The organism is Mycolicibacterium parafortuitum, assembly GCF_002086815.1.
Taxonomy (GTDB): Bacteria; Actinomycetota; Actinomycetes; order Mycobacteriales; family Mycobacteriaceae; genus Mycobacterium; species Mycobacterium parafortuitum.
This window is the reverse complement of the sequence record NZ_MVID01000006.1, coordinates 90,336-113,501: the sequence shown is the minus strand read 5'-3', so window position 1 is coordinate 113,501 and position 23,166 is coordinate 90,336. Positions and strand designations below refer to the sequence as shown.

Sequence of the window (23,166 nt, the reverse complement as noted above, 5' to 3'; positions counted from 1 at the left end):
GCGCCGCGGATGGTGACCAGGTTGTCGGCGTCGGACGCCTCCTTCTACCGGTTGGAGAACTCGTCGACGCCCATGTATGTGGGCTCGCTGCAGATCCTGCGCAAGCCGCGCAACGGGCTGAGCTACGAAACCCTGCTGGCCACCGTCGAACAACGGTTGCCGCAGATCCCGCGCTACCGCCAGAAGGTGCGGGAGGTGTCGTTCGGCCTGGCCCGCCCGGTGTGGGTCGACGACCGTGACTTCGACATCACCTACCACGTCCGGCGCTCCGCGCTGCCGTCCCCGGGCAGCGACGCCCAGCTGCACGACCTGGTCGCCCGGCTCGGCTCCCGCCCGCTGGACAAGTCCCGGCCGCTGTGGGAGATGTACCTCGTCGAGGGGCTGGCCAAGAACCGCGTCGCGATCTACACCAAATCGCATCAGGCCCTCGTCAACGGGATGACCGCGCTGGAGATCGGGCACGTGATCGCCGACCGCACCCAGAAGCCGCCCGAATTCGGGGAGGACATCTGGATCCCCGGTCGCGAACCCAGCGACCGTCAGCTGCTGATCGGAGCGATCGGGGAGTGGATCATGCGGCCCACCGCCCAGGCCGCCGCGGTGCGCACCGCCGTGGCCGACACGGTGTCGAGCACCACCCAGATCGCCGACCTCGGCCGCCGCGTCGCCGATCTGGCCCGCACCGTCGCCCGCGGTACCGCGCCGAGCAGCCCGCTGAACACCACGGTGTCGCGCAACCGCCGCTTCTCGGTGGCCTCGGGCAGCCTCGACGAGTTCCGCATCGTGCGCGCCCGCTACGACTGCGACGTCAACGACGTCGTGCTGGCCATGGTGGCCGGCGCGCTGCGCAACTGGCTGCTCTCGCGCGGCGAACCGGTGACCGCGACGACGACGGTGCGCGCGATGGCGCCGATGTCGGTGTACTCCGATGCCGAGATCGACTCGTCCAGCCCGGGACAGGCCATCAGCGAAGTGACCCCGTTTTTGGTGGATCTTCCTGTCGGAGAAGCCAACCCGGTGGTCAGGCTCACGCAGATCTCGCACGCCACCGAATCGCACCCCACCGCACCCAGCCTCGTCGACGCCCGCACCATCGTCACGCTGTCGGGGTTCGCGCCACCCACCCTGCACGCCATGGGGATCCGGGTGGCGACCAGTTTCTCGGCCCGGCAGTTCAACCTGCTGATCACCAATGTGCCGGGGGCGCAGAACCAGATGTACATCGCGGGCACCAAACTGCTGGAGACCTACGCGGTGCCGCCGTTGCTGCACAACCAGACGCTGGCGATCGGCGTCACGTCCTACAACGGCATGTTGTACTTCGGAATCAACGCCGACCGGGACGCGATGAGCGACGTCGAAATGCTGCCCAGCCTGCTGCGGGAGGCCCTCGACGAGCTCGTCGAAGCCGCCCGGTGACCGCGTTGTGGCTGCTTTGAGAGTTGACGAGGGCACGCCGCAAGGGTCGAATTGGTCGGATGGCTGGCATTTCTGAACACGAGGCTTCTGTCCCGCCGAACGAGACGGCCCCTCCAGACGAGTCGGCCGCTCCGGACGAAACGGCCGAAGAGCCAAGGCTCCATCCGGTGCTCGACGTGCCCGTCGTGGAGTCCGAGATCACCAAGTCGCGGGGCATCGACTGGGTGGTGTTCGGTGTCACCGCCGTCATCGCGGTCGCGTTCCTGGTGTGGGGGTTCGTCAGCACCGACACGCTGGCCAGCGCGTCGGGTTCCGCGCTGACCTGGGTGATGGACAACACCGGCTGGTTGTTCGTGCTCACCAGCACCGGCTTCGTCGTCTTCGTGCTCTACCTGGCCCTCGGCCGATACGGCACCATCCCGCTCGGGCGCGACGACGAGCCGCCCGAGTTCAACGGGATCTCGTGGGTGGCGATGATGTTCAGCGCGGGCATGGGCATCGGCCTGATGTTCTTCGGTGTCGCCGAACCGTTGTCGCACTTCGTCACACCGCCGCCGGGCACCGGACCCGAAGGCAATCCCGAAGCGGTGCAGCACGCGATGGCGACCACGCTGTTCCACTGGAGCCTGCACCCGTGGGCCATCTACGCCGTCGTCGGGCTGGCGATCGCCTACGGCGTGTACCGGAAAGGCCGGCTGCAGCTGATCAGCTCGGCGTTCGAGCCGCTGATCGGCTCCCGCGCGAACGGCGCGTGGGGCAAGGTGATCGACATGCTGGCGATCTTCGCCACGCTGTTCGGCTCGGCGGCCTCGCTGGGCTTGGGCGCGTTGCAGATTCGCAGCGGACTGCAGATCGTCGCCGGTATCGGGGAGACCGGCAACGCGATCCTGGTGGTGATCATCACCGTGCTCACCGTGTGCTTCGTGTTGTCCGCGGTGTCCGGGGTGGCCCGCGGCATCCAGTGGCTTTCGAACATCAACATGGTGCTGGCGCTGGCGCTGGCCCTGTTCGTGTTCGTGGTCGGCCCAACGGTTTTCATCCTCAACCTGCTGCCGACCACGCTGGGCAGCTACTTCGCGGAGCTGAACATGATGTCGGCGCGCACCGGCGCCGAGGGTGCCGACGTCAACACGTGGCTGCAGTCCTGGACCATCTTCTACTGGGCCTGGTGGGTGTCCTGGACACCGTTCGTCGGCATGTTCATCGCGCGGATCTCGCGCGGGCGCACCATCCGTCAGTTCGTCGGCGGGGTGCTGGTGGTGCCGAGCCTGGTGTCGCTGGTCTGGTTCGCGGTGTTCGGCGGCTCGGCGATCAACGTGCAGCAGAACGGCACCGACCTCGCCGGGGAGGGCGGGGTGGAGGCCCAGCTGTTCTCGCTGCTGGAGCAGTACCCGATCGCGACGATCGCGAGCGTGCTGGTGATGGTGCTGGTCGCGATCTTCTTCGTCTCCGGCGCCGACGCCGCGTCGGTGGTGATGGGATCGCTGTCGGAGAAGGGCACCATCAAACCCAGTCGGAGCACGGTGGTGTTCTGGGGTGTGGCGACCGGAGCGGTCGCCGCGGTGATGCTGCTCGTCGGTGGCGAGGACGCACTGACCGGCTTGCAGACCATCACGATCATCGCCGCGCTGCCGTTCGTGCTGGTGATGGTGGGCCTGGCGGTCTCCCTGGTCAGGGATCTGCGCCGGGACCCGCTGGTGGTGCGGCGCAAGTACGCCGCCGAGGCGGTCAACAGCGCGGTGATCTCCGGGGTCACCCAGCACGGCGACGACTTCGTCATCTCGGTGGAGAAGGATCCGCGCAGCGCGGGCGGTGACCCCACACGTGGCTGACCAGAAGACCGGCAAGAAGCCGAAACTGCCCAACGACGTCTACGAGGCCGAACTGTTCCGGCTCCAAACGGAATTGGTGAAGCTGCAGGAATGGGTCCGCGCCACCGGAACCCGCATCGTCGTCGTCTTCGAGGGCCGCGACGCCGCGGGCAAGGGCGGGGCGATCAAACGGATCACCGAGTACCTCAGCCCGCGGGTGGCGACGATCGCCGCGCTGCCCGCGCCGTCGGATCGTGAACGGGGACAGTGGTATTTCCAGCGCTACATCGCCCACCTGCCGGCCAAGGGGGAGATCGTGCTGTTCGACCGGTCCTGGTACAACCGGGCCGGTGTGGAGAAGGTGATGGGCTTCTGCACCCCCGCCGAGCACGCGTTGTTCCTGCGCCAGGCACCGCTTTTCGAGCAGATGCTGATCGAGGACGGCATCCTGCTGCGCAAGTACTGGTTCTCGGTGTCCGAGGAGGAACAGTTGCGCCGGTTCAAGTCCCGGCGCGACGACCCCGTCCGGCGCTGGAAGCTCTCGCCGATGGACCTGGAATCGGTGTACCGCTGGGAGGACTACTCGCGCGCCAAGGACGAGATGATGCTGCACACCGACACCGCGCTGAGTCCGTGGTACGTCGTCGAGTCCGACAGCAAGAAGCACGCCCGCATCAACATGATCGCCCACCTGCTGTCGACCATCGACTATCACGACGTCGGGCATCCCCCGGTGAAGCTGCCGAAGCGCCCGGTGCGCACCGGCGAATACCAGCGGCCCCCGCGGGACCTGTCGACCTACGTCGACGACCACGTCGCGACGCTGCTCGGTGACGTCGACGGGTGACGGCCGGGTCCGCGCATAGCGACTACCCTCCAACCGTGCGCGTCTACGCCCCCGCAACCCTGGCCATGCTGCAGCGCCTGGTCGCCGACGGATCGCTGCGCCCCGCCAACGGCACCGTGTTCGCGGTCACGCCGACGCTGCGCGAGGGCTACGCCGAAGGCGACGACGAGGAACTCGCCGAGGTCGCCCGGCGCGAGGCCGCGCTGGCGTCGCTGCGACTGCTCGGCCACGAGAGCGACGGCGAGCTGCCGCCACGGCGGGTGGTGGTCGAGGCCGAGGTCGCCGATGCGGCCACCACGCTGCGGCCCGACCTCGACGACGCCGTCGTGCGTGTCGCGGGGGACATCACACTCAGCACGGTGATCGCCGCATACGTCGACAACCAGGCCGCCGAGTCGGCCGTCGAGGCCGCCGTCGACGCGATCGACGATGCCGATCTGGGGGATGAGGACGCCGAGCTGACGGTCGGGGACGCCCAGGACCACGAGCTCGCCTGGTACGCGCCGCAGGAGTTTCCGTTCCTGCTGGACCTGCTCTGAAGGCTGGATACGGTACCGTAAGTTACGGTAGCGTAGGTTGAGTCCCGATCGGCTTCGGGTACTCGCCTAGAGCACGCGTAACTTCGGGCAGGAGCCCCATGGCCAAGAGCACAATCAAGAACACCGCCAAAGTCGCCGACACCGTTCGGCCCACCATCGCCGGCGCCAAAGAGCGTCCCGTCTGGCATGCGCTGCGCACCATCGCCGGGCGCATCACCACCCCGCTGCTGCCCGACGACTACCTGCAGCTGGCCAACCCGCTGTGGTCGGCGCGCGAACTGCGCGGCCGCGTCGTGGAGGTGCGCCGCGAGACCGAGGACTCGGCCACACTCGTCATCAAGCCCGGCTGGGGCTTCTCGTTCGACTACGAGGCGGGCCAGTACATCGGCATCGGCCTGCTGGTGGAGGGGCGCTGGCGGTGGCGTTCGTACTCGCTGACCAGTAGCCCGGTCTCCAGCAAGGGCTCACGCACCATCACCATCACCGTCAAGGCGATGCCCGAGGGCTTCCTGTCGACGCACCTCGTCGGCGGCGTCGAGCCGGGCACCATCGTCAGACTGGCCGCCCCGCAGGGCAACTTCGTCATGCCGAACCCGGTGCCGGAGTCGGTGCTGTTCCTGACCGCCGGATCGGGCATCACCCCGGTGATGTCGATGCTGCGCACGATGGAACGCCGCGGCGCGATCGGCCCCCCCGGCCACGTCGTGCACCTGCATTCGGCGCCCACCGAGGCCGACGTCATGTTCGCCTCCGAGCTGGCCGCCCTCGGCGACCGGCACCCGGGCTACCGGCTGCAGCTGCGCGCCACCCGCACCGAGGGCCGGCTCGACCTCGATCGCCTCGACGAGGTGGTGCCCGACTGGCGAGAGCGCCAGACCTGGGCCTGCGGTCCGGAGGCGATGCTGGAGTCCGCCGAACGAACCTGGAAGGCCGCCGGTATCGGTGAGCGTCTGCATCAGGAGCGTTTCGCGGTGTCCCGGGCTCCCGTGCACGGCCGCGGCGGCACCGTCACGTTCGCGCGTTCGGACAAGTCGGCGACCGCCGACGCCGCGACGTCGCTGATGGACGCCGGCGAACAGGCCGGGGTGCAGATGCCGTTCGGGTGCCGGATGGGCATCTGCCAGTCCTGTGTGGTCGGGCTGGTAGAGGGGCATGTGCGGGATCTGCGCACCGGTGTCGAACACGATCCGGGCACCCGCGTGCAGACCTGCGTTTCCGCCGCATCGGGAGATTGTGTTCTCGACGTCTGAGGTTTACTGGGTAGTAACCTACGGGTACGTAGGTTACGGTAGCGTAGGGATTTGAGAGGAGGCTGACTTTGGCGATTACCGACGTCCCTGAATTCACACATTTGACCGAGGCCGACATCGAGAACCTCGGCCGCGAACTGGATGCGATCCGCCAGGACATCGAGGACTCCCGCGGTGCGCGCGACGCGCGCTACATCCGGCGCACCATCGCTGCGCAACGCGCTCTGGAGGTGGCCGGCCGGCTGATGCTGGCGGGCAGCTCGAAGCGCAAGTTCTGGTGGGCGGGCGCCTCCACGCTGGGCGTGGCCAAGATCATCGAGAACATGGAGATCGGCCACAACGTCATGCACGGCCAGTGGGATTGGATGAACGATCCCGAGATCCATTCCTCGTCGTGGGAATGGGACATGAGCGGCGCGTCCAAGCACTGGCGCTTCACGCACAACTTCATGCATCACAAGTACACGAACATCCTCGGCATGGACGACGACGTGGGCTACGGCGTCATCCGTGTGACGCGCGATCAGCGCTGGCGTCCGATGAACATGCTCAACCTGTTCTTCAACTCGCTGCTGTGCGTCGCGTTCGAGTGGGGCGTGGGCCTGCAGCACCTGGAGCTCGGCAAGATCTTCAAGGGCCGCGACGATCGCAACGCGACGCTGGCCCGGGTCCGCGAGTTCGGTGTCAAGGCCGGCCAGCAGGTGTTCAAGGATTACGTCGCGTTCCCCGCGATCACGTCCCTGTCGCCCGGTGCGACCTACAAGTCGACGATGACGGCCAACGCGGTCGCCAACGTGATCCGCAATATCTGGTCCAACGCGGTCATCTTCTGTGGCCACTTCCCTGATGGCGCAGAGAAGTTCACCAAGACCGACATGGTCGGCGAGAGCCGTGGCCAGTGGTATCTGCGGCAGATGCTCGGCAGCGCCAACTTCGACAACGGTCCGGTGTTGCGGTTCATGAGTGGCAACCTGTGCTACCAGATCGAGCATCACCTGTTCCCGGATCTGCCCAGCAACCGGTATCACGAGATCTCGCTGCGGGTCCGCGAGATCTGCGACAAGTACGACCTGCCCTACACCACCGGAAACTTCCTGGTGCAGTACGGCAAATCGTGGCGCACGATCGCGAAACTGTCGCTGCCGGACCGGTTCCTGAAGGACACCGCCGACGATGCGCCCGAGACGCGCAGCGAGCGGATGTTCGTCGAGCTCGATCCGGCGGAGCGCACCGGCCTGCGGTCGGCGATCGCCGCCGCACGGGCCCGCCGCCGCGACAAGCGCGCGCACAAGGCCTCCAAGAAGGCCGCTGTCAAGCGGCAGGAGCTCGCCGCTTAAGTGCTCTGAGGCTGCGTCGAGGGTCGGTTCCGCTTTCCGGCCTTCGACGCAGCCTCACCTCTTTTGTTACGGGACGTAGTCGAACGTGTCCGGGTTCGGTCCGATCCGCCCGGACTCGCCGTTGTCCAACGCCGAGATCGCATCGACGTCCTCGTCACCGAGTTCGAAGTCGAACAGCGCGAAGTTGTCCTTGATCCGTTGCAGCGTCACCGATTTCGGGAAGACGATGTCGCCGCGCTGGATGTGCCAACGCAGCACGACCTGCGCCGGTGACTTACCGGTGGCCTCCGCGATCCGGGTGATCACCGGGTCGTCGAGCACCTTGCCCTGCGCGATCGGTGACCAGGCCTCGGTCGCGATGCTGTGTTCCTTGCCGTACGCGCGGACCTCGTTGTTGGCGAAGTACGGATGCACCTCGATCTGATTCACCGCGGGTACGGTGTCGGTCTCCTGCGCCAGCTTCTCCAGATGCGGAACCTGAAAGTTCGACACCCCGATGCTGCGGGCGCGGCCGTCTTTCTTGAACTCCTCCAACGCCTTCCACGTCGAGACGTAGTCACCGTCGTATAGGGTCGGCAGCGGCCAGTGGATCAGGAACAGGTCGACGTAGTCGAAGCCGAGCGCCTTGAGGGTCTGGTCGAAGGCGCGGCGTGCGTCGTCGGGCTTGTGGAACCCGTTGTTCAGCTTGCTGGTGACGAACACGTCCTCGCGGGCGATGCCGGAATTGCGGATGCCCTCACCGACACCCTTCTCGTTCTGATACATCTCGGCGGTGTCGATGTGGCGGTAACCGACCTCGAGGGCCTGCTGGACCGTGGCGGCGGTGTCCTCGGGCGGCACCTGATAGACGCCGAACCCCAACTGCGGGATGCTCGCGCCGTCGTTCAACGTGATCGATGGAACGTTTGTCAACTTCTTCCTCCTTGTTCGCCCGGACAGCGTGCCCTGTCGGGCTGTACTGCAAACCCCGCCGCAGACCATTGTTCCGCGCGTGCGTGCGGCGCGCTTTCGAGGCAGCTGAGAGTCCGCGTAATGCCATCGGGCGCGGCGCTCAGGAGCCCTCGCGCAACGCCGCGAGCAGCCTGCGCGCGGCGTGGACGCGGCTTTCGGCCGCGCCGGTCAGCGTGTCCAGGGCGCACTCCGGGTCGGCGGGCGGGCCCATGTGGCCGCAGCCGCGCGGGCAGTCGTCGATCGCGTCGGCGAGGTCGGAGAACGCCATCACCACGTCGTCGGGTTCGATGTGGGCCAGCCCGAACGACCGGATCCCCGGGGTGTCGATCACCCAGCCGCCGAACTGTAACGGCAACGCCACCGACTGGGTGGACGTGTGGCGGCCCCTGCCGATGTCGGTCACCGCGCCGGTAGCCCGATCAGCCTGCGGCACAAGCCGATTCACCAATGTGGACTTGCCGACCCCGGAATGTCCCAGCAGCGCGGTGACCTTTCCGGCCAGCAGTGCGCCGACGTTCTCCAGCGGGTCGTTGCGGCCGGCCGTGGTGATCGTCAGGTCCAGATCGCGGAACTGCTCGGCGAACGGTTCGGCGGGCGCCAGATCGGTCTTGGTCAGGCACAGGATCGGGGTCAGCCCGCCGGCGTACGCCGCGATCAGGGCGCGCTCCACCAGCCCGGTGCGCGGGGGAGGGTCGGCCAGCGCCACGACGATCAGCAGCTGGTCGGCGTTGGCGACGACGACGCGTTCGGTCGGATCGGTGTCATCGGCGGTGCGGCGCAACACCGTTCGGCGTTCACCGCGGCGCACGATACGGGCCAGCGTGTCGGTCCGGCCGGACAGGTCGCCGACGACATCCACCTCGTCGCCGACCACGATCGGGGTGCGGCCCAGCTCCCGCGCCCGCATCGCCGTCACCCGCCGCTCCGGGTCACCGCCGAGCACACAACCCCACCGCCCGCGGTCGACCGTCACCACCATCGCGTGCTCCGCGTCGGCGTGCTCGGGACGGGTCTTGGTACGCGGCCGCGAACCCCGTCCGGGACGTACCCGGACGTCGGATTCGTCGTACTCGCGTCGGCTCAAGCGTTGACCTGGTCGGTCTGGCCGCCGAGCATGTCCGCCCACATCTTCGGGAAGTCGGGCAGTGTCTTGCCGGTGGTGCCGATGTCCTCGACCTCGATGCCGGGCACCCGCAGGCCGATGATCGCGCCGGCGGTGGCCATCCGGTGGTCGGCGTAGGACTTCCACGTTCCGCCGTGCATCTGCCGGGCCGTGATGACCAGGCCGTCCTCGGTCTCCTCGCACTGCCCGCCGATGCCGTTGATCTCGGCGCTCAGCGCGGCCAGCCGGTCGGTCTCGTGCCCGCGCAGATGCGCGATCCCACGCAGCCGCGACACCGACCCCGGCGCCGCGAGTGCGGCCATCGCCGCCACCGACGGTGCCAGCTCCCCGACGTCGCGCAGGTCGACGTCGATGCCGCCGTACGTCGTCGCGCCCTTCACTTCGAGGAACGAACTGCCTTTGTGCACTTCGCATTCCAGACTGGACAGAATCGACAGGATCGTCTCGGCGGGCTGGATGCTGACCGTCGGCCAGCCGGTGATGCGCACCGCGCCGCCGCTGACCACGGCGGCGGCCAGGAACGGTACAGAGTTCGACAGGTCGGGTTCGATGACCCAGTGCCGCGCCCCGACCGTGCCGGGAGACACCTGCCAGCGGGCGGGAGTGCTGTCGTCGACGTCGACGCCGGCCTCGCGCAGCATCGTCACCGTCATCGCGATGTGCGGCGCCGACGGCACGGACTCGCCGGTGTGCACGATCGTCAGCCCGTCGGTGAACCCGGCGCCGGAGAGCAGCAGGCCGGACACGAACTGCGACGATCCCGATGCGTCGATCTCGACCGTCCCGCCGCACACCGACCCGCGGCCCCGCACGACGAACGGGAGGCCGTCGCCGTCGATGTCCACGCCGAGCCCGCGCAGCGCGTCCAGCAGCGGGGCGATCGGCCGGGACCGGGCCTGCTCGTCACCGTCGAAGGTGACCGTCTCGGCGCTCAGCGCGGCGACCGGCGGCACGAACCGCAGCACGGTGCCGGCCAGGCCGCAGTCGATCGTGGCGTCGGGGCGGGGGGCCAGCGCGCCGCTGATGGTCAGTTCGGTGGCGTCGGTGTCGGACGCCTCGACGGTGATGCCGAGCGCCTCCAGTGCCCCGATCATCAGGTCGGTGTCGCGGCTGCGCAGCGCCCCGCTGACCGTCGAGGGGCCGTCGGCGACGGCCAGCGCGGCCAGCACCAACGCACGGTTGGTCTGGGATTTCGAACCGGGCACGGTCACGGTCGCGTGGACGGGGGTGGACGTCGACGGGGCCGGCCAGTTGCTCACGGTTGTCCATTCTGGCCTGTCGGGACTTTCTGCCACCATGGGGTCATGTGCGGGCGATTCGCGGTGACCACTGATCCGGCACTGCTGGCGGAGAAGATCAAGGCAATCGACGAGGCAACCTCCGAGAAGGCCGGGCCGCCGTCACCGAACTACAACGTGGCGCCGACGACCACGGTGGCCACCGTGGTGAAGCGCCACACCGATCCCGACGACGAGTCGACCCGGCGGGTGCGGCTGATGCGCTGGGGCCTGGTGCCGCCGTGGGCGAAGTCCGCCGACGACGGCGGGCCCGACACCAAGAGCGGTCCGCTGCTGATCAACGCCCGTGCTGACAAGGTCACGTCGTCCCCGGCGTTCCGCAGCTCGGCGAAGGCGAAGCGGTGCCTGGTCCCGATGGACGGCTGGTACGAGTGGAAGGGTCAGAAGGGCGCCAAAACGCCCTTCTACATGTACGCCGGCGACGGCGAACCGCTGTTCATGGCGGGGCTGTGGTCGACGTGGCGGCCCAAGGGCGCGCCCAAGGACGCCAAACCGCTACTGAGCTGCACCATCATCACCACCGACGCGGCGGCGCAACTCGCCGACATTCACGACCGGATGCCGCTGACGATCAGCGCCGACGACTGGGACCGCTGGCTGGACCCGGACGCGCCGATCGACGAAGGGCTGCTGCGCGGCCACGGCGACCTGGACCGCATCGAGATCCGCGAGGTGTCCACGCTGGTCAACAACGTCCGCAACAACGGCCCCGAGCTGATCGAGCCGGCCGCCCCGCAGGCCGAGCAAGGCACCCTGCTTTGACCGACCCACTGCACTCCGGCGCCGTCGTCGACGCCCTGGCCGCCGACATGCGCGCCGCCGACTACACCACCGACGGCGTCGCCGACCTGCTCGGCGCCGACGCCGGTGCCGCGTTCAGCCGCGGCCAGTGGTGGTCGGCGCTGCGCGTCACCGAGCGCGCCACCGCCGACCGGCAACGGCTCGCCACGCTGGTGCGGCTGTTCCTGCTCGGCGTCGACGAACCCGCCGACCGCGTCGCGCAGGCCCTGCCCACCGCCGCAATCACCGCGCTGGTCGACAACGGCGTGGTCGAGCCGGCCGCCGACGGTGCAATGCGTGCTGCGCTGGACATCCGTCCGACCAGCGACGGCGCCCGCGACTTCCTCGTCGTCTCCGACCAGGACGCCGCGATGCGCGCCGGGCCGCTGCGCCGCGACCATGTGCTCGGCATCGGCGGCGCGTCGGTGTCCCTGGCCCACGCCGTCATCCGCAACCCGGTCGCGCGGGCACTCGACCTCGGCACCGGATGCGGTATCCAGGCGCTGCACCTCGACGCCCACTGCGACGAGATCGTCGCCACCGACACCAATCCGCGCGCCCTCACCCTGGCCGCCGCCACCGCGCGGCTCAACGGCATGTCGTGGGATCTGCGCTGCGGCAGCATGTTCGAACCCGTCGCCGGTGAACGCTTCGACCTGATCGTGTCCAACCCGCCGTTCGTGGTGGGCACCGGCGCACTGGACTACATCTACCGGGACTCGGGGATGGCCGGAGATGCGCTGTGTCAGACGCTGATCGAACAGGCCGCCGACCATCTCGCACCGGGCGGCACCGCCCAGATCATGGCGAACTGGATCGTGCGTGACCCCGAGAACTGGCAGCAGCGGGTGCGCGGCTGGCTGGCCGATACCGGGTTGCACGCCTGGGTGGTGCAACGCGAGTTCGCCGATCCGGTCAGCTACGTATCGCTGTGGACCACCGATGCCGGGGAGTCACCGGAGCGGGCGGCCCGCCGCGGCGGGCAATGGCTGGACTGGTTCGACGCCGAAGGCATCGCCGGGATCGGCATGGGCATGATCACTTTGCGGGCGCCGCGCCCAGGCGAGCACCGCGCACCCGAGCACATCCTGGAAGAGATCACCGGCGCCGACGAGGCGCTGACCGGCCCCGAGGTCGACGCGTTCTTCGCCCGCCGCGAATACCTGCACGACATGACCGACGACGCGCTGCTGGGCACCAAGCTGTCCACCGCGCCGGTGTTCCTGGAGGAACAGTCCCTGCCGGGGCCGGACGGATGGCAGGTCGTCGGCGCCGCGGTGCGCCGTCCGGGCGGGCCCGCCGCGGTCATCGGGGTCGACGAGGTGTCACGGGCGTTGTTCGCGGGCTGCCGCGGCGAGGTGCCGCTGGGCACCCTGATCGACCTGCTGGCCGGCTACCACGGGGTGGACAGCGCGGCGCTGGCCGAGGCGGCGATGCCGGTGGTCCGCGAGGCGATCGGGCGCGGCATCCTCTACCAGGCGCAGTGACCCGTCATCCCCGCAGTACTGCGGTGATGACCGCGTAGGACGACGTGAACGCGACGGTCCCGGACGCGTCCAGGTGCGGTCGCATCGCCTGCTCGAATTCGGCTGCGAGACGGTCGCGTTGCCGCGGTTCGGCGCGCCGGAACGTTTCGACGTGCATCGGTGACTCGGCGGTCAGGAAATGCATCGCCGCGGCCATCGACTCGAACTCCCAGCGGTGCCGGCCCCGCACGATGTCGACGTCGTCGAAGGCACTGAGCCGTTCGGTGGCGATGTCTGCATCGCCCCACTGATCGGGGGAGAACGCCGACGCCGCGGGCGGGCCGAGCACGGCGATCACCGGATCGAACAGGGGATTGTGGGTGTCGCGCACCCACGACGAGAACGCGAGCACGCCACCGGGTTTGAGAAGGCGGATCAGCTCGGCGACCTGCTTTTCGGGGTCGACGAATACGGTGCCCATGTTCGACACCGCCACATCGAAGGACGCGGCGGGCAGGCCGGTGTCCGACGCATCGCCGGTGTGCCACCGCACCGAGGAGGCGCCGTCGCGTCCCGCCGCGATCTCGAGGAGTTCGGGTGTCAGGTCGACACCGGTCACCTGCGCGCCGCGGGCCGCGGCGGAAAGCGCCGCGCTGCCGGTCCCGCACGCCAGATCGACCACCGCGGCGTCGCGCAGCGGATGTCGTGAGGCGGCGGCGTCGACGACCTGCCCGGCGATCGGGGCGATGCGCTCACCGACCGCGTCGTAACGGCCGGAGGACCAGAATGTCGGGGTAGCCACCCGCTCAGCGTGCCACGATCGCGACGTCATCGGTGCGCTCCGCCCGGCTTGAGCCTCGCGCGGGTTGAGCCCCGCGCGGGTTGAGCGGAGCGAAATATCATTCCGGGTCGTGGTTCGCGCCGAACGCGCAGCCCGGAATGATATTTCGCGGCGAAACCGGCGGTGGTTACGGCCCGGTGTAGCCGGGCGGGTTGGCCGAGTCGACCCAGAAGTCCACGCCGAGATCGGAACCCGGGATGCAGTCGTACACTGAGAGGTCGGTGACGCCGGCCTCCAGCAGCACGTCCTCGCACAGCAGCGTGTTGCCGGTGAAGCTCGACGGTTTGGTCAGGATCGCGTATGCCGCATCGGAATACACCTCGGGCTTGCGTGAGCGCGCCATCGACTCGTCGCCGCCGAGGAGGTTCTGCACCGCGGCGGTGGCGACCATGGTGCGCGGCCACAGCGTGTTCGACGCGATCCCGGCGTCCTTCATCTCCTCGGCGATCCCCAACGCGCACAACGTCATCCCGAACTTGGCCATCATGTACGGAGTCGGGCGCAGCCATTTGGATTCCAGCAGGATGGGCGGCGACAGCGTCAGGATGTGCGGGTTCTCGCGGCCCTTCATGTGCGGGATGCAGGCCTGCGACACCGCGTAGGTGCCGCGCACCTGGATGCCGTTCATCAGGTCGAAGCGCTTGAGCGGCACCTCTTCGATCGACCCGAGATTGATCGCCGACGCGTTGTTGACACAGATGTCGATGCCGCCGAACTGCTCGACCGCCTGCGCGACGGCCGCGGCCACCGACTCGCCGTCGCGGACGTCCCCGACGATGGGCAACGCCTGGCCGCCGACCTCCTCGATCTCCTTGGCCGCGGTGTAGACGGTGCCCGGCAGCTTCGGGTGCGGCTCGGCGGTTTTGGCGACGAGCGCGATATTGGCCCCGTCGGCCGCGACCCGTTTGGCGATGGCCAGCCCGATTCCTCGGCTGGCGCCCGAGATGAACATGGTCTTTCCGGCAAGAGACATGCGCCCCACCCTAGGACGCGCAGATGTCGGCGGTGACGCCATTCGTCAGTCGCACCAGGTCCCGAGGATCCAGCGCGATGTCCAATCCGCGCTTGCCCGCGCTGCACAACACCCGGTCCCAGCGCAGTGCCGATGCGTCGACGACGGTCGGCAGGGCCTTGCGCTGTCCGAGCGGTGAGATGCCGCCGACGACGTAGCCCGACGAGCGCTGCGCGTCGGCCGGGTCGGCCATCGTGGCCTTGGGGGCGCCGAGCGCCGCGGCCGCGGCCTTCAGTGACAGCTTCGACGGGACGGGCAACACCGCGACGCCGAGCCCCTTCGGTAACGCGACGACCAGCGTCTTGAAGATCTGTTCGGGCGCCAGCCCGCCGGCGCGGGCGAGTTCGTTGACCGCCTCCTCGCCGAACGACTCGGTGCGGGGATCGTGCCGGTACTGCACCACCTCGTGCGGCACGCCCGCGGCAACCAGTGCCGCGATCGCCGGTGTCGCTGCTTTCGCCACCGCGCCAGCCTAGATTCCCCGGCTGCGGGCCGGCGAGGCCGCCGGTGGGAACAACCTGCGACATCTGCGCTGTTGTTCTGCACAGCTGTGATGGACCGGCACGGGTCGGTCACCGTCGGTAGTCGGTGTCAGCCTCTAGGATCTGGAGAGGGGATTGATGGTGCCAGTGATGGCCACGAGAGCCCCATCGCGTCCGGTACTCGTACTGGATGTGATCGGCGGCGCCGCTACAGAAGGGACGGTGTTCCCCACGATGACCGACACCAACGGGTTGGCTGCTGAGGTCACCCTGGACGCCGACGCGGTCCCGGCCCGCGACGAGACCGATGCGGAGCTGACCGCCCGGTTCGAACGCGATGCCATTCCGCTGCTCGACCAGCTCTACGGCGGCGCGTTGCGGATGACGCGCAATCCTGCCGACGCCGAGGACCTGCTGCAGGAGACGATGGTCAAGGCCTACTCAGGCTTCCGCTCGTTCCGCGAGGGGACCAACCTGAAGGCCTGGCTGTACCGCATCCTGACCAACACCTACATCAACAGCTACCGCAAGAAGCAGCGCCAGCCTGCCGAGTACCCCACCGAGGAGATCACCGACTGGCAACTGGCCGCCAACGCCGAACATTCGTCGACCGGTCTGAGGTCGGCGGAGGTCGAGGCGCTGGAGCTGCTGCCCGACAGTGAGATCAAGGAAGCCCTGCAGGCGCTGCCGGAGGAATTCAGGATGGCGGTGTACTACGCCGACGTCGAGGGCTTCCCGTACAAGGAGATCGCCGAGATCATGGACACCCCGATCGGAACGGTGATGTCGCGGCTGCACCGCGGCAGGCGCCAACTTCGCGAGTTGTTGGCCGGTGTGGCCCGCGACCGTGGTTTCATTCGCGGGCAGGAGCCGGAGGAGGTCACGTCATGAGCGGCATGGAGAACCCGGAGGAACGCTGGAGCCCGCCGGTCGGGCCCGTCGACCCGGAACATCCCGAATGCGCCGCCGTGATCGCCGAGGTGTGGACGCTGCTCGACGGTGAGTGCACCGTGGAGACCCGCGACAAACTCAAGCAGCACCTCGACGAATGCCCGGCCTGCCTGCGGTATTACGGCGTCGAGGAGAAGATCAAGAACCTCATCGCCAGCAAGTGCAGCGGAGAGCGTGCCCCCGACGGGCTGCGCGAGCGGCTGCGTATTCAGATCAGCCAGACCACGATCATCCGCCAGGGTTAGCCGCGCCTGCCCTGGAACGCGAAACCGCCCGGCCACTCATCTGAGTGCCGGGCGGTTGGCTGATGTCAGCCGGAGGTCAGCGAACGGACTTCGAACCGCAGTTGGGTCGCTTGCCGTGGTTGGCCTTCGAGTGCTTACGGTCGCGCTTCTTACGGCCACGCTTGGCCATGGTGTACCTCCAAGAGTCGGTGAATTCGTCCCGCGGGCGGCGGGCGCCTGTCAGATATTGTCGCATGCTCCGCCGACACCTTTGCCCGCGCGGGCTGTGAGCGGCGACATCGACGACGGCGGTGTGGTTCGATGGACGCGTCCGGCACCAGAGTTGAGTGAGTGGGGTGAAGATGGCCGAGGATGTTCGCGCGGAAATCGTGGCCAGTGTGCTCGAGGTCGTGGTTCACGAAGGCGATCAGATCGGTGAAGGCGACACCCTGGTGCTGCTCGAGTCGATGAAGATGGAGATCCCGGTCCTCGCCGAGGTCGCGGGAACCGTCAGCAAGGTCAGTGTGTCGGTCGGTGACGTGATCCAGGCCGGCGACCTGATCGCGGTCATCAGCTAGCCGCATCGTCGTTCCCGCCAGGCATCTCGTAGGCCATGTCCACCCTCGGTGACCTCCTCGCCGAGCACACCGTGCTGCCCGGCAACGCCGTCGACCACCTGCACGCGGTGGTCGGGGAGTGGCAGCTGCTCGCAGACCTGTCCTTCGCCGACTACCTGATGTGGGTGCACCGCGACGACGACAGGTTCGTCTGCGTCGCCCAGGTGCGGCCCAACACCGCGCCGACGGTGCTGCTCACCGACGCCGTCGGCACCCTCGCCGACGCCCGGGGCATCCCGATCGTCGCCGAAGCGTTCCGCTCCGGCACCATCGGCCGGGCCACCGTGGCGGGCGAGTCGGGCGACCCCGGACTCAACGTCGAGGCCGTGCCGGTGCGGTACCGCAACGAGGTCGTCGCGGTGCTGACCCATCAGACCTCGCTGGCGCCGCGCCAGGTCAGCCCGCTGGAGGCCGCCTACGTCGACTGCGCCGGCGACCTGCTGCACATGCTCTCCGAGGGCACCTGGCCCAACGTCGGCGACCTCGCGATGTCGCGGTCGAGCCCGCGTGCCGGGGACGGGTTCATCCGCCTGGACGAGGCGGGGGTGGTGACCTTCGCCAGCCCGAATGCGATCTCGGCGTACCACCGGATGGGGCTCACCGCCGAACTCGAGGGCCACAACCTGGTCAGCGTCACGCGTCCGCTGATCGCGGACACCTTCGAGGCCCAGGAACTGGCCAACCACATCCGTGATTCGCTCGCAGGCGGGTCGAGCATGCGTATGGAGGTCGATGCCGGGGGAGCGACGGTTCTGCTGCGTACGTTGCCGCTGGAGGTGCATGGGGTGCCTGTAGGGGCGGTGGTCCTGATCCGGGACGTCACCGAGGTGAAGCGCCGCGACCGCGCCCTGCTGTCGAAGGACGCGACGATCCGCGAGATCCACCACCGGGTCAAGAACAATCTGCAGACCGTCGCCGCGCTCCTGCGCCTCCAGGCCCGCCGGACCACCAACCCCGAGGGCCGCGAGGCGCTGATGGAGTCGGTGCGGCGGGTGTCGTCCATCGCGCTGGTGCACGACGCGCTGTCGATGTCGGTGGACGAGGAGGTCAACCTCGACGAGGTGATCGACCGCATCCTGCCGATCATGAACGACGTTGCGGCCGTTGACTCTCCGATCCGGATCAACCGCATCGGGGAGCTCGGGGTGCTCGATGCCGACCGTGCCACCGCATTGGTCATGGTGATCACCGAGCTGGTCCAGAACGCCATCGAGCACGCCTTCGACACCGCCACCCCCCAGGGCTGCGTGACGATCCGCTCCCAGCGGTCGGCGCGCTGGCTCGATGTGGTGGTGCACGACGACGGGCGCGGACTGCCCGCCGGATTCAGTCTGGAGAAGTCCGACCGGCTCGGCCTGCAGATCGTGCGGACCCTGGTGTCGGCCGAACTCGACGGGTCGCTGGGGATGCACGCCAGCGACGACGGCGGCACCGACGTAGTTCTGCGAGTACCGATCGGCAGACGCGTTCGGGTCCCGCAATACTGACGGTTTATGCCATTTTTGTTAAGCGGTGGAAATCAATTCAATTCATTGCACAAAACAACGGCCCCGACATTAGTCGGGGCCGTTGTTTTGTATGCCGAAGGAGGCTCAGACTCCGCTGCGAGCCTTCGTCCTGGCGTTGCGACGCTTGAGCGCGCGACGCTCGTCCTCGCTCATGCCGCCCCACACGCCGGCGTCCTGGCCGGACTCCAAAGCCCAGCTCAGGCACTCCGCGGTGACCGGGCAGCGGTTGCAGACCAGCTTCGCGTCCGCGATCTGGGCAAGCGCCGGGCCGCTGTTTCCGACCGGGAAGAACAGCTCCGGATCTTCGTCGCGACAGACCGCCTTGTGGCGCCAATCCATATTGATCAAACTCCTCGTCAATGTCATGTGTGCGCGCAGAGAGACGCACGAGTTTCACTTCGGCTGTTAACGCAAGCGCACCAAATGTTTCCGCGCTGTTGCATCGATGCTTTCACAGGCTGAACAGATGTCAATAGAAGTTCGTTAACTCGTGGGCTATCTCACTACCGGGGTCCGTTTTCCGAACCCGTGGTCACCTGTACTAGGCTCTACCCATCTGCGCCCTAAAACATGCCTGGGATTTTTCCGGCTGAGGGCATTTCCCCAGTTCAGAGCTGTTAACGGCCCATCTTCGGCGGGGGCGCGACCACCTGCAGAGCACCGGCCACCGCAGTGAAGCGCATCATTTCGCGCTCCCCGATGTAATCTCCGTCAATCTGGCATGCGACCGGGGTGTCGCTGCTCACTTCCAGCCACGGCAGGTCGTCGTCGCGGATCAGATGCTTGGCTTCCAGGCGGGGTTTACGCGAGTTCATCTGCCGCGCCAACCGCAGATTCGCCCAGATGTTCATGCTGGTGGTCGCGAACACCCCCAGCCCCGTCTCGAACGTGGTGTCCGGGTTGGTCCACACCGGCCGCGTGTTGGCGTACGTCCACGGGCTGGCGTTCGACACGAACGCGAAATGCACCCCGGAGATGGGCTCGTGGTCGGGCAGCCGCAGCGTCAGGTTCGGCTCCTTGCGCGCGGCCGCCAGTACCTCGCGCACCGCGACGCGGATGTAGCGCGACGCCGTGACCTTGCGGCCCTTGGCGCGCTGCGCCTCGACCGCGGCCACCACGTCGCCGTCGACGCCCATCCCCGCGGTGAACACGCCCCAGCGCTCACCGCAGTCCATCAGGCCGATGCGCCGCCACTGCCGGCCGCGCCGGTAGTCACCCAGCAGGTCGACGAGCTGGTTGGTGGCCTCGATCGGGTCCGGGCTGATGCCCAGCGCGCGGGCGAACACATTCGCCGAGCCGCCGGGCACCACACCCACGGCAGGACCCGGCTGACCTGCGCCGCACTGTTCGACGACGCCGTTGACGACCTCGTTGACCGTGCCGTCGCCGCCGTGCACGATCACCACGTCGACACCGTCACGGGCGGCGTCACGGGCGATCTCGATCGCGTGACCGCGGTGGTCGGTGTGGGTCACTGTCAGCCGGACGCGGCTCTCCAACGCATGAGCCAGCAGGTCTCTGCCCGCCGGCGTCGTCGAAGTCGCATTCGGGTTAACGATCAGCACGGCGCGCACGGGGCCCGAGCCTAACCGTCCGGTGCGCATCGAGGCCGCGCGGCGACCGGCGCCGGTACCGTACAACGGTGACCGAACGCCGATTACTACTCGTCAACGGGCCGAACCTGAACCTGCTGGGCACCCGGCAGCCCGAGGTCTACGGGTCGACGACGCTCGCCGAGATCGAGGCGAGGGTGGCGCAGGTGGCCAAGGAGGCCGGCCTGGCCGTCCGCGCCGTTCAGAGCAACCACGAGGGTGAACTGATCGACGCCATCCACGCCGCGCGCAGCGACTGCGCTGCCATCGTGATCAACCCGGCCGCCTACAGCCACACCTCGGTCGCGATCGCCGACGCGCTGCGTTCGGTCGGGTTGCCCGTCGCCGAGGTGCACCTGAGCAACATCCACGCCCGCGAGGAGTTCCGGCACCACTCGTATGTGTCGGCCGTCGCGGAGATGGTGGTCGCCGGCGCCGGGCCGCTGGGCTACGAGATGGCGGTGCAGTACCTCGCCGACAGGCTGGCGCAGTGACATACCGCGCCTACGGCACGTTCACACCCCGCCCGGTGCGCCTGGCCGGTGCGATCGCCGCTCTCGAAGGTCTGCTGGCGATCGTGACCGCGGTCGTGCTCGTCGTGCGCGAGGCAGGCGGCCACCACGAGGTCGGGATCAGCGGATACGGCACCGCGGGCTGGTTCGCGATCATGGGATCCGGGGTCGCCGCCGCCGGGTGGGCGCTGTGGGCCGGGCGCCGCTGGGGCCGCGGTATCGCGGTGTTCGCGAACCTGGTGCTGCTGCCCGTGGCCTACTACGTCTTCAGCTCGGGGCGACCGGGCTACGCGGTCGTCGTCGCCGCCGCGGCCGTCACGGTGCTGGCCGCACTGTTCGGCCCCACGGGCCTGCACTGGCTCACTCAGGAGCCGGATTCCGAGTTCTCCCGGGATGCCAACGCCGACAGTTCCGGACCCGACACGCGGTAGGTGATCCATTCGCTCTGCGGTTTGCCGCCCACGCCGTCGTAGAGCGCGATCGCGTTGACGTTCCAGTCGAGCACCGCCCAACTCAGCCGCGAGTAGCCGTGCTCGACGCACCCACGGGCCAGCGTGGCGAGCAGCTTGCGCGCCAGCCCGCGGCGGCGGAATCGCGCACGGACGAACAGGTCTTCCAGGTAGATCCCGGCGGCCCCGTCCCATGTCGAGAAGTTGCGGAACCACAACGCCATCGCCGCGGCCTGACCGTCCACCTCGGCGATGTGGCCGTGCAGCGTCGGGTCGGGGCCGAAAAGCGCGTCGGCGAGCTGTGTCTCGGTCACCGTGCACTCGTCGGCGGCGTGCTCGAACTCGGCGAGTTCGCCGATCATCGCCACCAGTTCGGCCTCGTCGCCGCGGCGGACCCTGCGGATGCTCTCGCTCATGTCTGGACTCCCAGCGCTGACAGGATGGTTCGGAATTTCGTTGTGGTCTCGTCGACTTCGTCGTCGGGGTCGGATTCGGCGACGATCCCGCCGCCGGAGTGCGCGACGGCGGTGCGGCGGTCGGCCGACAGCTGCGCGCACCGGATCGACACCACCCAGCGGCCGTCACCGCGCCGGTCGCACCAGCCCACGGTGCCCGCGTAGAAGCCGCGGTCACCCTCGACGGCGGCGATCAGCGCGGTGGCCTCCTCGGTGGGGGAGCCGCCGACCGCGGGCGTGGGATGCAGCGCGACGGCGAGATCCAAAGCTGTCGTTGACTTTTCGCGCAGGGTCCCGGTGATGGGTGTGTACAGGTGCCACACCGCGGCGGTTTTGGTCAGCTGGGGACGTTCGGCGATCTGCAGATCGGTGCACAGCGGGTCCAGCGCGGTGCGCAGCGCGTCGACGACGAGCTGGTGTTCGTGGTGGTTCTTGTCGGATTCGGCAAGCGCGGCTCCGCTCGCCGCGTCGGCCTCGGGATCGGCGCGCCGCGGTGCGGAACCGGCGAACGGCCGGCAGAACACCTGCTGCCCGTGCCGGGCCACCAGCAGCTCCGGGCTGGCGCCCACCAGCGCGGTGCCCGAATAGCCTTCGCCCGCAGCCGAAAGATCGACGAGGAACTTGGTCGCCTGCGCGTCCGCGGAGGCCAGGCGGGCGAGCACGGTCCTGGCGTCCAGCCGCCCGTGCGCGCTCAGCTGCAGCGCGCGGGCCAGCACCACCTTGTGCAGTCCGTCGGCGGGATCACGCAGCCGCCGCAGCGCGATCTCGATGCGCCGACGGTGCTCGTCGGCGTCCGGGCTGGTCGCGGTGATCTCCGCGGCGGCCAGATCGCGCGCCGGCCAGTCCGGCAGCGAGTCGGTGAACCGCACCGACTGCGGCCTGATCAATGCGGCAGGCTTGTCGAGGTCGAAAGGCAACGCGCCCACGATGATCGGAGAACTGTGCGAGGCGAGCGCGGCGCGGGCGTCGGCGATGCGCGGGAACGCGGTGTGGACGCCCTCGCCGACGACGACGCCGTCGGGCCCGGCGAACACGAACGCGGGTTCGCGGGTCACGTCGACACGGCCGGGTTGGGGACACCGGTCTGCGCCAGCGCGCCGAGCTGACGGACCCCGTGCTCGAAGCCGCACACCGCCATCGACGCCGCCGGCATCGCGAACCGGATGCCCTCGTACACCGGCTGCTCGATCCACCGGGTGATCACCGCGCGGGAGAAATGCCCGTGCCCGACGAACACGACGTCGCGGGACTCCATGTGGCCGAGCGCGACCGCGATGGCCCTGTCGGCGCGCGCACACACCTGCGCCGAGGTCTCACCGCCGGGACAGCCGTGCGTCCACACCAGCCAGTTGGGCACGGTCTCGCGGATCTGCACGGTGGTGGTGCCCTCGAAGTCGCCGTAGTCCCATTCGCTGATCAACGGGTTCACCTCGTCGACGGCGAGCCCGGCGAGTTCGGCGGTGGTCCTCGCCCGTACCCGCGGACTGCTGACGACGTACGGGTCGTGCAGGTCGAGTTGTTCGAGGGTGTCGGCCGCGGCCCGGGCCTGGGCGCGGCCGTGTTCGGTGAGCTCAAGCTCGGTACGGCTCGTGTGCTTGCCCGATTTCGACCATTCCGTCTCGCCGTGCCGGAGCAGGATCAGACGGTGCTGCAGAAGGCCCACAGCATCCGATTCTGCCGTACCGGCGGTTTACCACCGGGG

General features: G+C 68.6%; 26 protein-coding genes. 14 read left to right on the top strand and 12 right to left on the bottom strand.

Going from position 1 to position 23,166, the window contains the following annotated elements; all coding sequences use genetic code 11:
* Positions 1-9: 9 nt before the first annotated feature.
* The 6 genes from BST38_RS09830 to BST38_RS09805 all read left to right on the top strand — a co-directional run bounded on the left by BST38_RS09830 (position 10) and on the right by BST38_RS09805 (position 7,203).
* Complete coding sequence (locus tag BST38_RS09830) at positions 10-1,419, top strand: WS/DGAT/MGAT family O-acyltransferase (protein WP_083143098.1); 1,410 nt, start codon at positions 10-12, stop codon at positions 1,417-1,419.
* Between the two features lie 59 nt (positions 1,420-1,478).
* The gene (locus BST38_RS09825) at positions 1,479-3,251 is read left to right on the top strand and encodes a BCCT family transporter (RefSeq protein ID WP_083143097.1); all 1,773 of its coding nucleotides are present in this window, start codon (positions 1,479-1,481) and stop codon (positions 3,249-3,251) included.
* The gene (gene ppk2, locus BST38_RS09820) at positions 3,244-4,077 is read left to right on the top strand and encodes a polyphosphate kinase 2 (RefSeq protein WP_237160722.1); all 834 of its coding nucleotides are present in this window, start codon (positions 3,244-3,246) and stop codon (positions 4,075-4,077) included. The genes BST38_RS09825 and ppk2 overlap by 8 nt, the downstream gene beginning before the upstream one ends.
* A gap of 35 nt (positions 4,078-4,112) precedes the next feature.
* The gene (locus BST38_RS09815; protein WP_083143095.1) at positions 4,113-4,616 is read left to right on the top strand and encodes a DUF6912 family protein; all 504 of its coding nucleotides are present in this window, start codon (positions 4,113-4,115) and stop codon (positions 4,614-4,616) included.
* A 98-nt stretch (positions 4,617-4,714) separates the two neighbouring features.
* Positions 4,715-5,866 (top strand): ferredoxin reductase, encoded by a 1,152-nt coding sequence (locus BST38_RS09810; protein WP_083143094.1) that lies wholly within the window; start codon positions 4,715-4,717, stop codon positions 5,864-5,866.
* 68 nt (positions 5,867-5,934) lie between these two features.
* Positions 5,935-7,203, top strand: coding sequence for a fatty acid desaturase family protein (locus tag BST38_RS09805; protein WP_083143093.1), 1,269 nt, complete (start codon positions 5,935-5,937; stop codon positions 7,201-7,203).
* A gap of 66 nt (positions 7,204-7,269) precedes the next feature.
* Here the strand turns inward: BST38_RS09805 and BST38_RS09800 are convergent, their stop codons facing one another.
* The 3 genes from BST38_RS09800 to aroA all read right to left on the bottom strand — a co-directional run bounded on the left by BST38_RS09800 (position 7,270) and on the right by aroA (position 10,536).
* On the bottom strand, positions 7,270-8,115 hold the full coding sequence (locus BST38_RS09800; protein ID WP_083143092.1) for an aldo/keto reductase: 846 nt from the start codon (positions 8,113-8,115) through the stop codon (positions 7,270-7,272).
* A 139-nt stretch (positions 8,116-8,254) separates the two neighbouring features.
* Entirely contained in the window at positions 8,255-9,238 is a 984-nt protein-coding gene (gene rsgA, locus BST38_RS09795) for a ribosome small subunit-dependent GTPase A (protein WP_083143091.1), read from the bottom strand.
* The gene (aroA, locus tag BST38_RS09790) at positions 9,235-10,536 is read right to left on the bottom strand and encodes a 3-phosphoshikimate 1-carboxyvinyltransferase (RefSeq protein WP_237160721.1); all 1,302 of its coding nucleotides are present in this window, start codon (positions 10,534-10,536) and stop codon (positions 9,235-9,237) included. Before aroA ends, rsgA begins: the two co-directional genes overlap by 4 nt.
* Positions 10,537-10,581: 45 nt before the next feature.
* Between aroA and BST38_RS09785 the strand changes: the two genes are divergently transcribed.
* The gene (locus BST38_RS09785) at positions 10,582-11,337 is read left to right on the top strand and encodes an SOS response-associated peptidase (RefSeq protein WP_083143089.1); all 756 of its coding nucleotides are present in this window, start codon (positions 10,582-10,584) and stop codon (positions 11,335-11,337) included.
* A complete protein-coding gene (locus tag BST38_RS09780; RefSeq protein WP_083143088.1) occupies positions 11,334-12,842 on the top strand; it encodes a DUF7782 domain-containing protein in 1,509 nt (502 codons plus the stop codon). The genes BST38_RS09785 and BST38_RS09780 overlap by 4 nt, the downstream gene beginning before the upstream one ends.
* Before the next feature lie 4 nt (positions 12,843-12,846).
* Here BST38_RS09780 and BST38_RS09775 read toward each other — a convergent pair whose 3' ends face one another.
* The 3 genes from BST38_RS09775 to ybaK all read right to left on the bottom strand — a co-directional run bounded on the left by BST38_RS09775 (position 12,847) and on the right by ybaK (position 15,137).
* Positions 12,847-13,623, bottom strand: coding sequence for a class I SAM-dependent methyltransferase (locus tag BST38_RS09775; RefSeq protein ID WP_083143087.1), 777 nt, complete (start codon positions 13,621-13,623; stop codon positions 12,847-12,849).
* Between the two features lie 166 nt (positions 13,624-13,789).
* Positions 13,790-14,635 (bottom strand): SDR family oxidoreductase, encoded by an 846-nt coding sequence (locus tag BST38_RS09770; protein WP_083143201.1) that lies wholly within the window; start codon positions 14,633-14,635, stop codon positions 13,790-13,792.
* A gap of 10 nt (positions 14,636-14,645) precedes the next feature.
* Positions 14,646-15,137: a Cys-tRNA(Pro) deacylase gene (gene ybaK / locus BST38_RS09765; protein ID WP_083143086.1), complete on the bottom strand. Its 492-nt coding sequence runs from the start codon at positions 15,135-15,137 to the stop codon at positions 14,646-14,648.
* A 253-nt stretch (positions 15,138-15,390) separates the two neighbouring features.
* Between ybaK and BST38_RS09760 the strand changes: the two genes are divergently transcribed.
* Both BST38_RS09760 and rsrA read left to right on the top strand, forming a co-directional pair.
* A complete protein-coding gene (locus BST38_RS09760) occupies positions 15,391-16,047 on the top strand; it encodes a sigma-70 family RNA polymerase sigma factor (RefSeq protein WP_236644992.1) in 657 nt (218 codons plus the stop codon).
* Entirely contained in the window at positions 16,044-16,352 is a 309-nt protein-coding gene (gene rsrA / locus BST38_RS09755) for a mycothiol system anti-sigma-R factor (RefSeq protein ID WP_083143084.1), read from the top strand. The genes BST38_RS09760 and rsrA overlap by 4 nt, the downstream gene beginning before the upstream one ends.
* 76 nt (positions 16,353-16,428) lie before the next feature.
* Here rsrA and BST38_RS29875 read toward each other — a convergent pair whose 3' ends face one another.
* Positions 16,429-16,521 carry a 50S ribosomal protein bL37 gene (locus BST38_RS29875; protein WP_104863173.1) on the bottom strand — a complete coding sequence of 31 codons (93 nt, stop codon included), beginning with the start codon at positions 16,519-16,521 and terminating at the stop codon, positions 16,429-16,431.
* Between the two features lie 172 nt (positions 16,522-16,693).
* Between BST38_RS29875 and BST38_RS09750 the strand changes: the two genes are divergently transcribed.
* Both BST38_RS09750 and BST38_RS09745 read left to right on the top strand, forming a co-directional pair.
* Positions 16,694-16,909, top strand: coding sequence for a biotin/lipoyl-binding carrier protein (locus BST38_RS09750; protein WP_006245864.1), 216 nt, complete (start codon positions 16,694-16,696; stop codon positions 16,907-16,909).
* 35 nt (positions 16,910-16,944) lie between these two features.
* On the top strand, positions 16,945-18,435 hold the full coding sequence (locus BST38_RS09745; RefSeq protein WP_083143083.1) for a two-component system sensor histidine kinase PdtaS: 1,491 nt from the start codon (positions 16,945-16,947) through the stop codon (positions 18,433-18,435).
* Positions 18,436-18,540: 105 nt separating this feature from the next.
* On the opposite strand, the gene whiB1 is transcribed toward BST38_RS09745, so the two are convergent.
* The gene (whiB1, locus tag BST38_RS09740; protein ID WP_043406682.1) at positions 18,541-18,795 is read right to left on the bottom strand and encodes a transcriptional regulator WhiB1; all 255 of its coding nucleotides are present in this window, start codon (positions 18,793-18,795) and stop codon (positions 18,541-18,543) included.
* Positions 18,796-19,073: 278 nt separating this feature from the next.
* Positions 19,074-20,030: a diacylglycerol/lipid kinase family protein gene (locus tag BST38_RS09735; RefSeq protein WP_083143082.1), complete on the bottom strand. Its 957-nt coding sequence runs from the start codon at positions 20,028-20,030 to the stop codon at positions 19,074-19,076.
* Positions 20,031-20,098: 68 nt separating this feature from the next.
* Between BST38_RS09735 and aroQ the strand changes: the two genes are divergently transcribed.
* Together aroQ and BST38_RS09725 are read left to right on the top strand one after the other, a co-directional pair.
* Complete coding sequence (gene aroQ, locus BST38_RS09730) at positions 20,099-20,542, top strand: type II 3-dehydroquinate dehydratase (RefSeq protein WP_083143081.1); 444 nt, start codon at positions 20,099-20,101, stop codon at positions 20,540-20,542.
* The gene (locus BST38_RS09725) at positions 20,539-20,991 is read left to right on the top strand and encodes a DUF7144 family membrane protein (protein WP_083143080.1); all 453 of its coding nucleotides are present in this window, start codon (positions 20,539-20,541) and stop codon (positions 20,989-20,991) included. The genes aroQ and BST38_RS09725 overlap by 4 nt, the downstream gene beginning before the upstream one ends.
* Here the strand turns inward: BST38_RS09725 and BST38_RS09720 are convergent.
* The 3 genes from BST38_RS09720 to BST38_RS09710 are packed head-to-tail and all read right to left on the bottom strand — an operon-like array spanning position 20,925 to position 23,127.
* The gene (locus BST38_RS09720) at positions 20,925-21,425 is read right to left on the bottom strand and encodes a GNAT family N-acetyltransferase (RefSeq protein WP_083143079.1); all 501 of its coding nucleotides are present in this window, start codon (positions 21,423-21,425) and stop codon (positions 20,925-20,927) included. The two genes, BST38_RS09725 and BST38_RS09720, sit on opposite strands and share 67 nt — an antisense overlap.
* Positions 21,422-22,519 (bottom strand): isochorismate synthase, encoded by a 1,098-nt coding sequence (locus BST38_RS09715; protein WP_083143078.1) that lies wholly within the window; start codon positions 22,517-22,519, stop codon positions 21,422-21,424. Before BST38_RS09715 ends, BST38_RS09720 begins: the two co-directional genes overlap by 4 nt.
* On the bottom strand, positions 22,516-23,127 hold the full coding sequence (locus BST38_RS09710; RefSeq protein ID WP_083143077.1) for an acid phosphatase: 612 nt from the start codon (positions 23,125-23,127) through the stop codon (positions 22,516-22,518). The genes BST38_RS09715 and BST38_RS09710 overlap by 4 nt, the downstream gene beginning before the upstream one ends.
* Positions 23,128-23,166 lie beyond the last annotated feature (39 nt).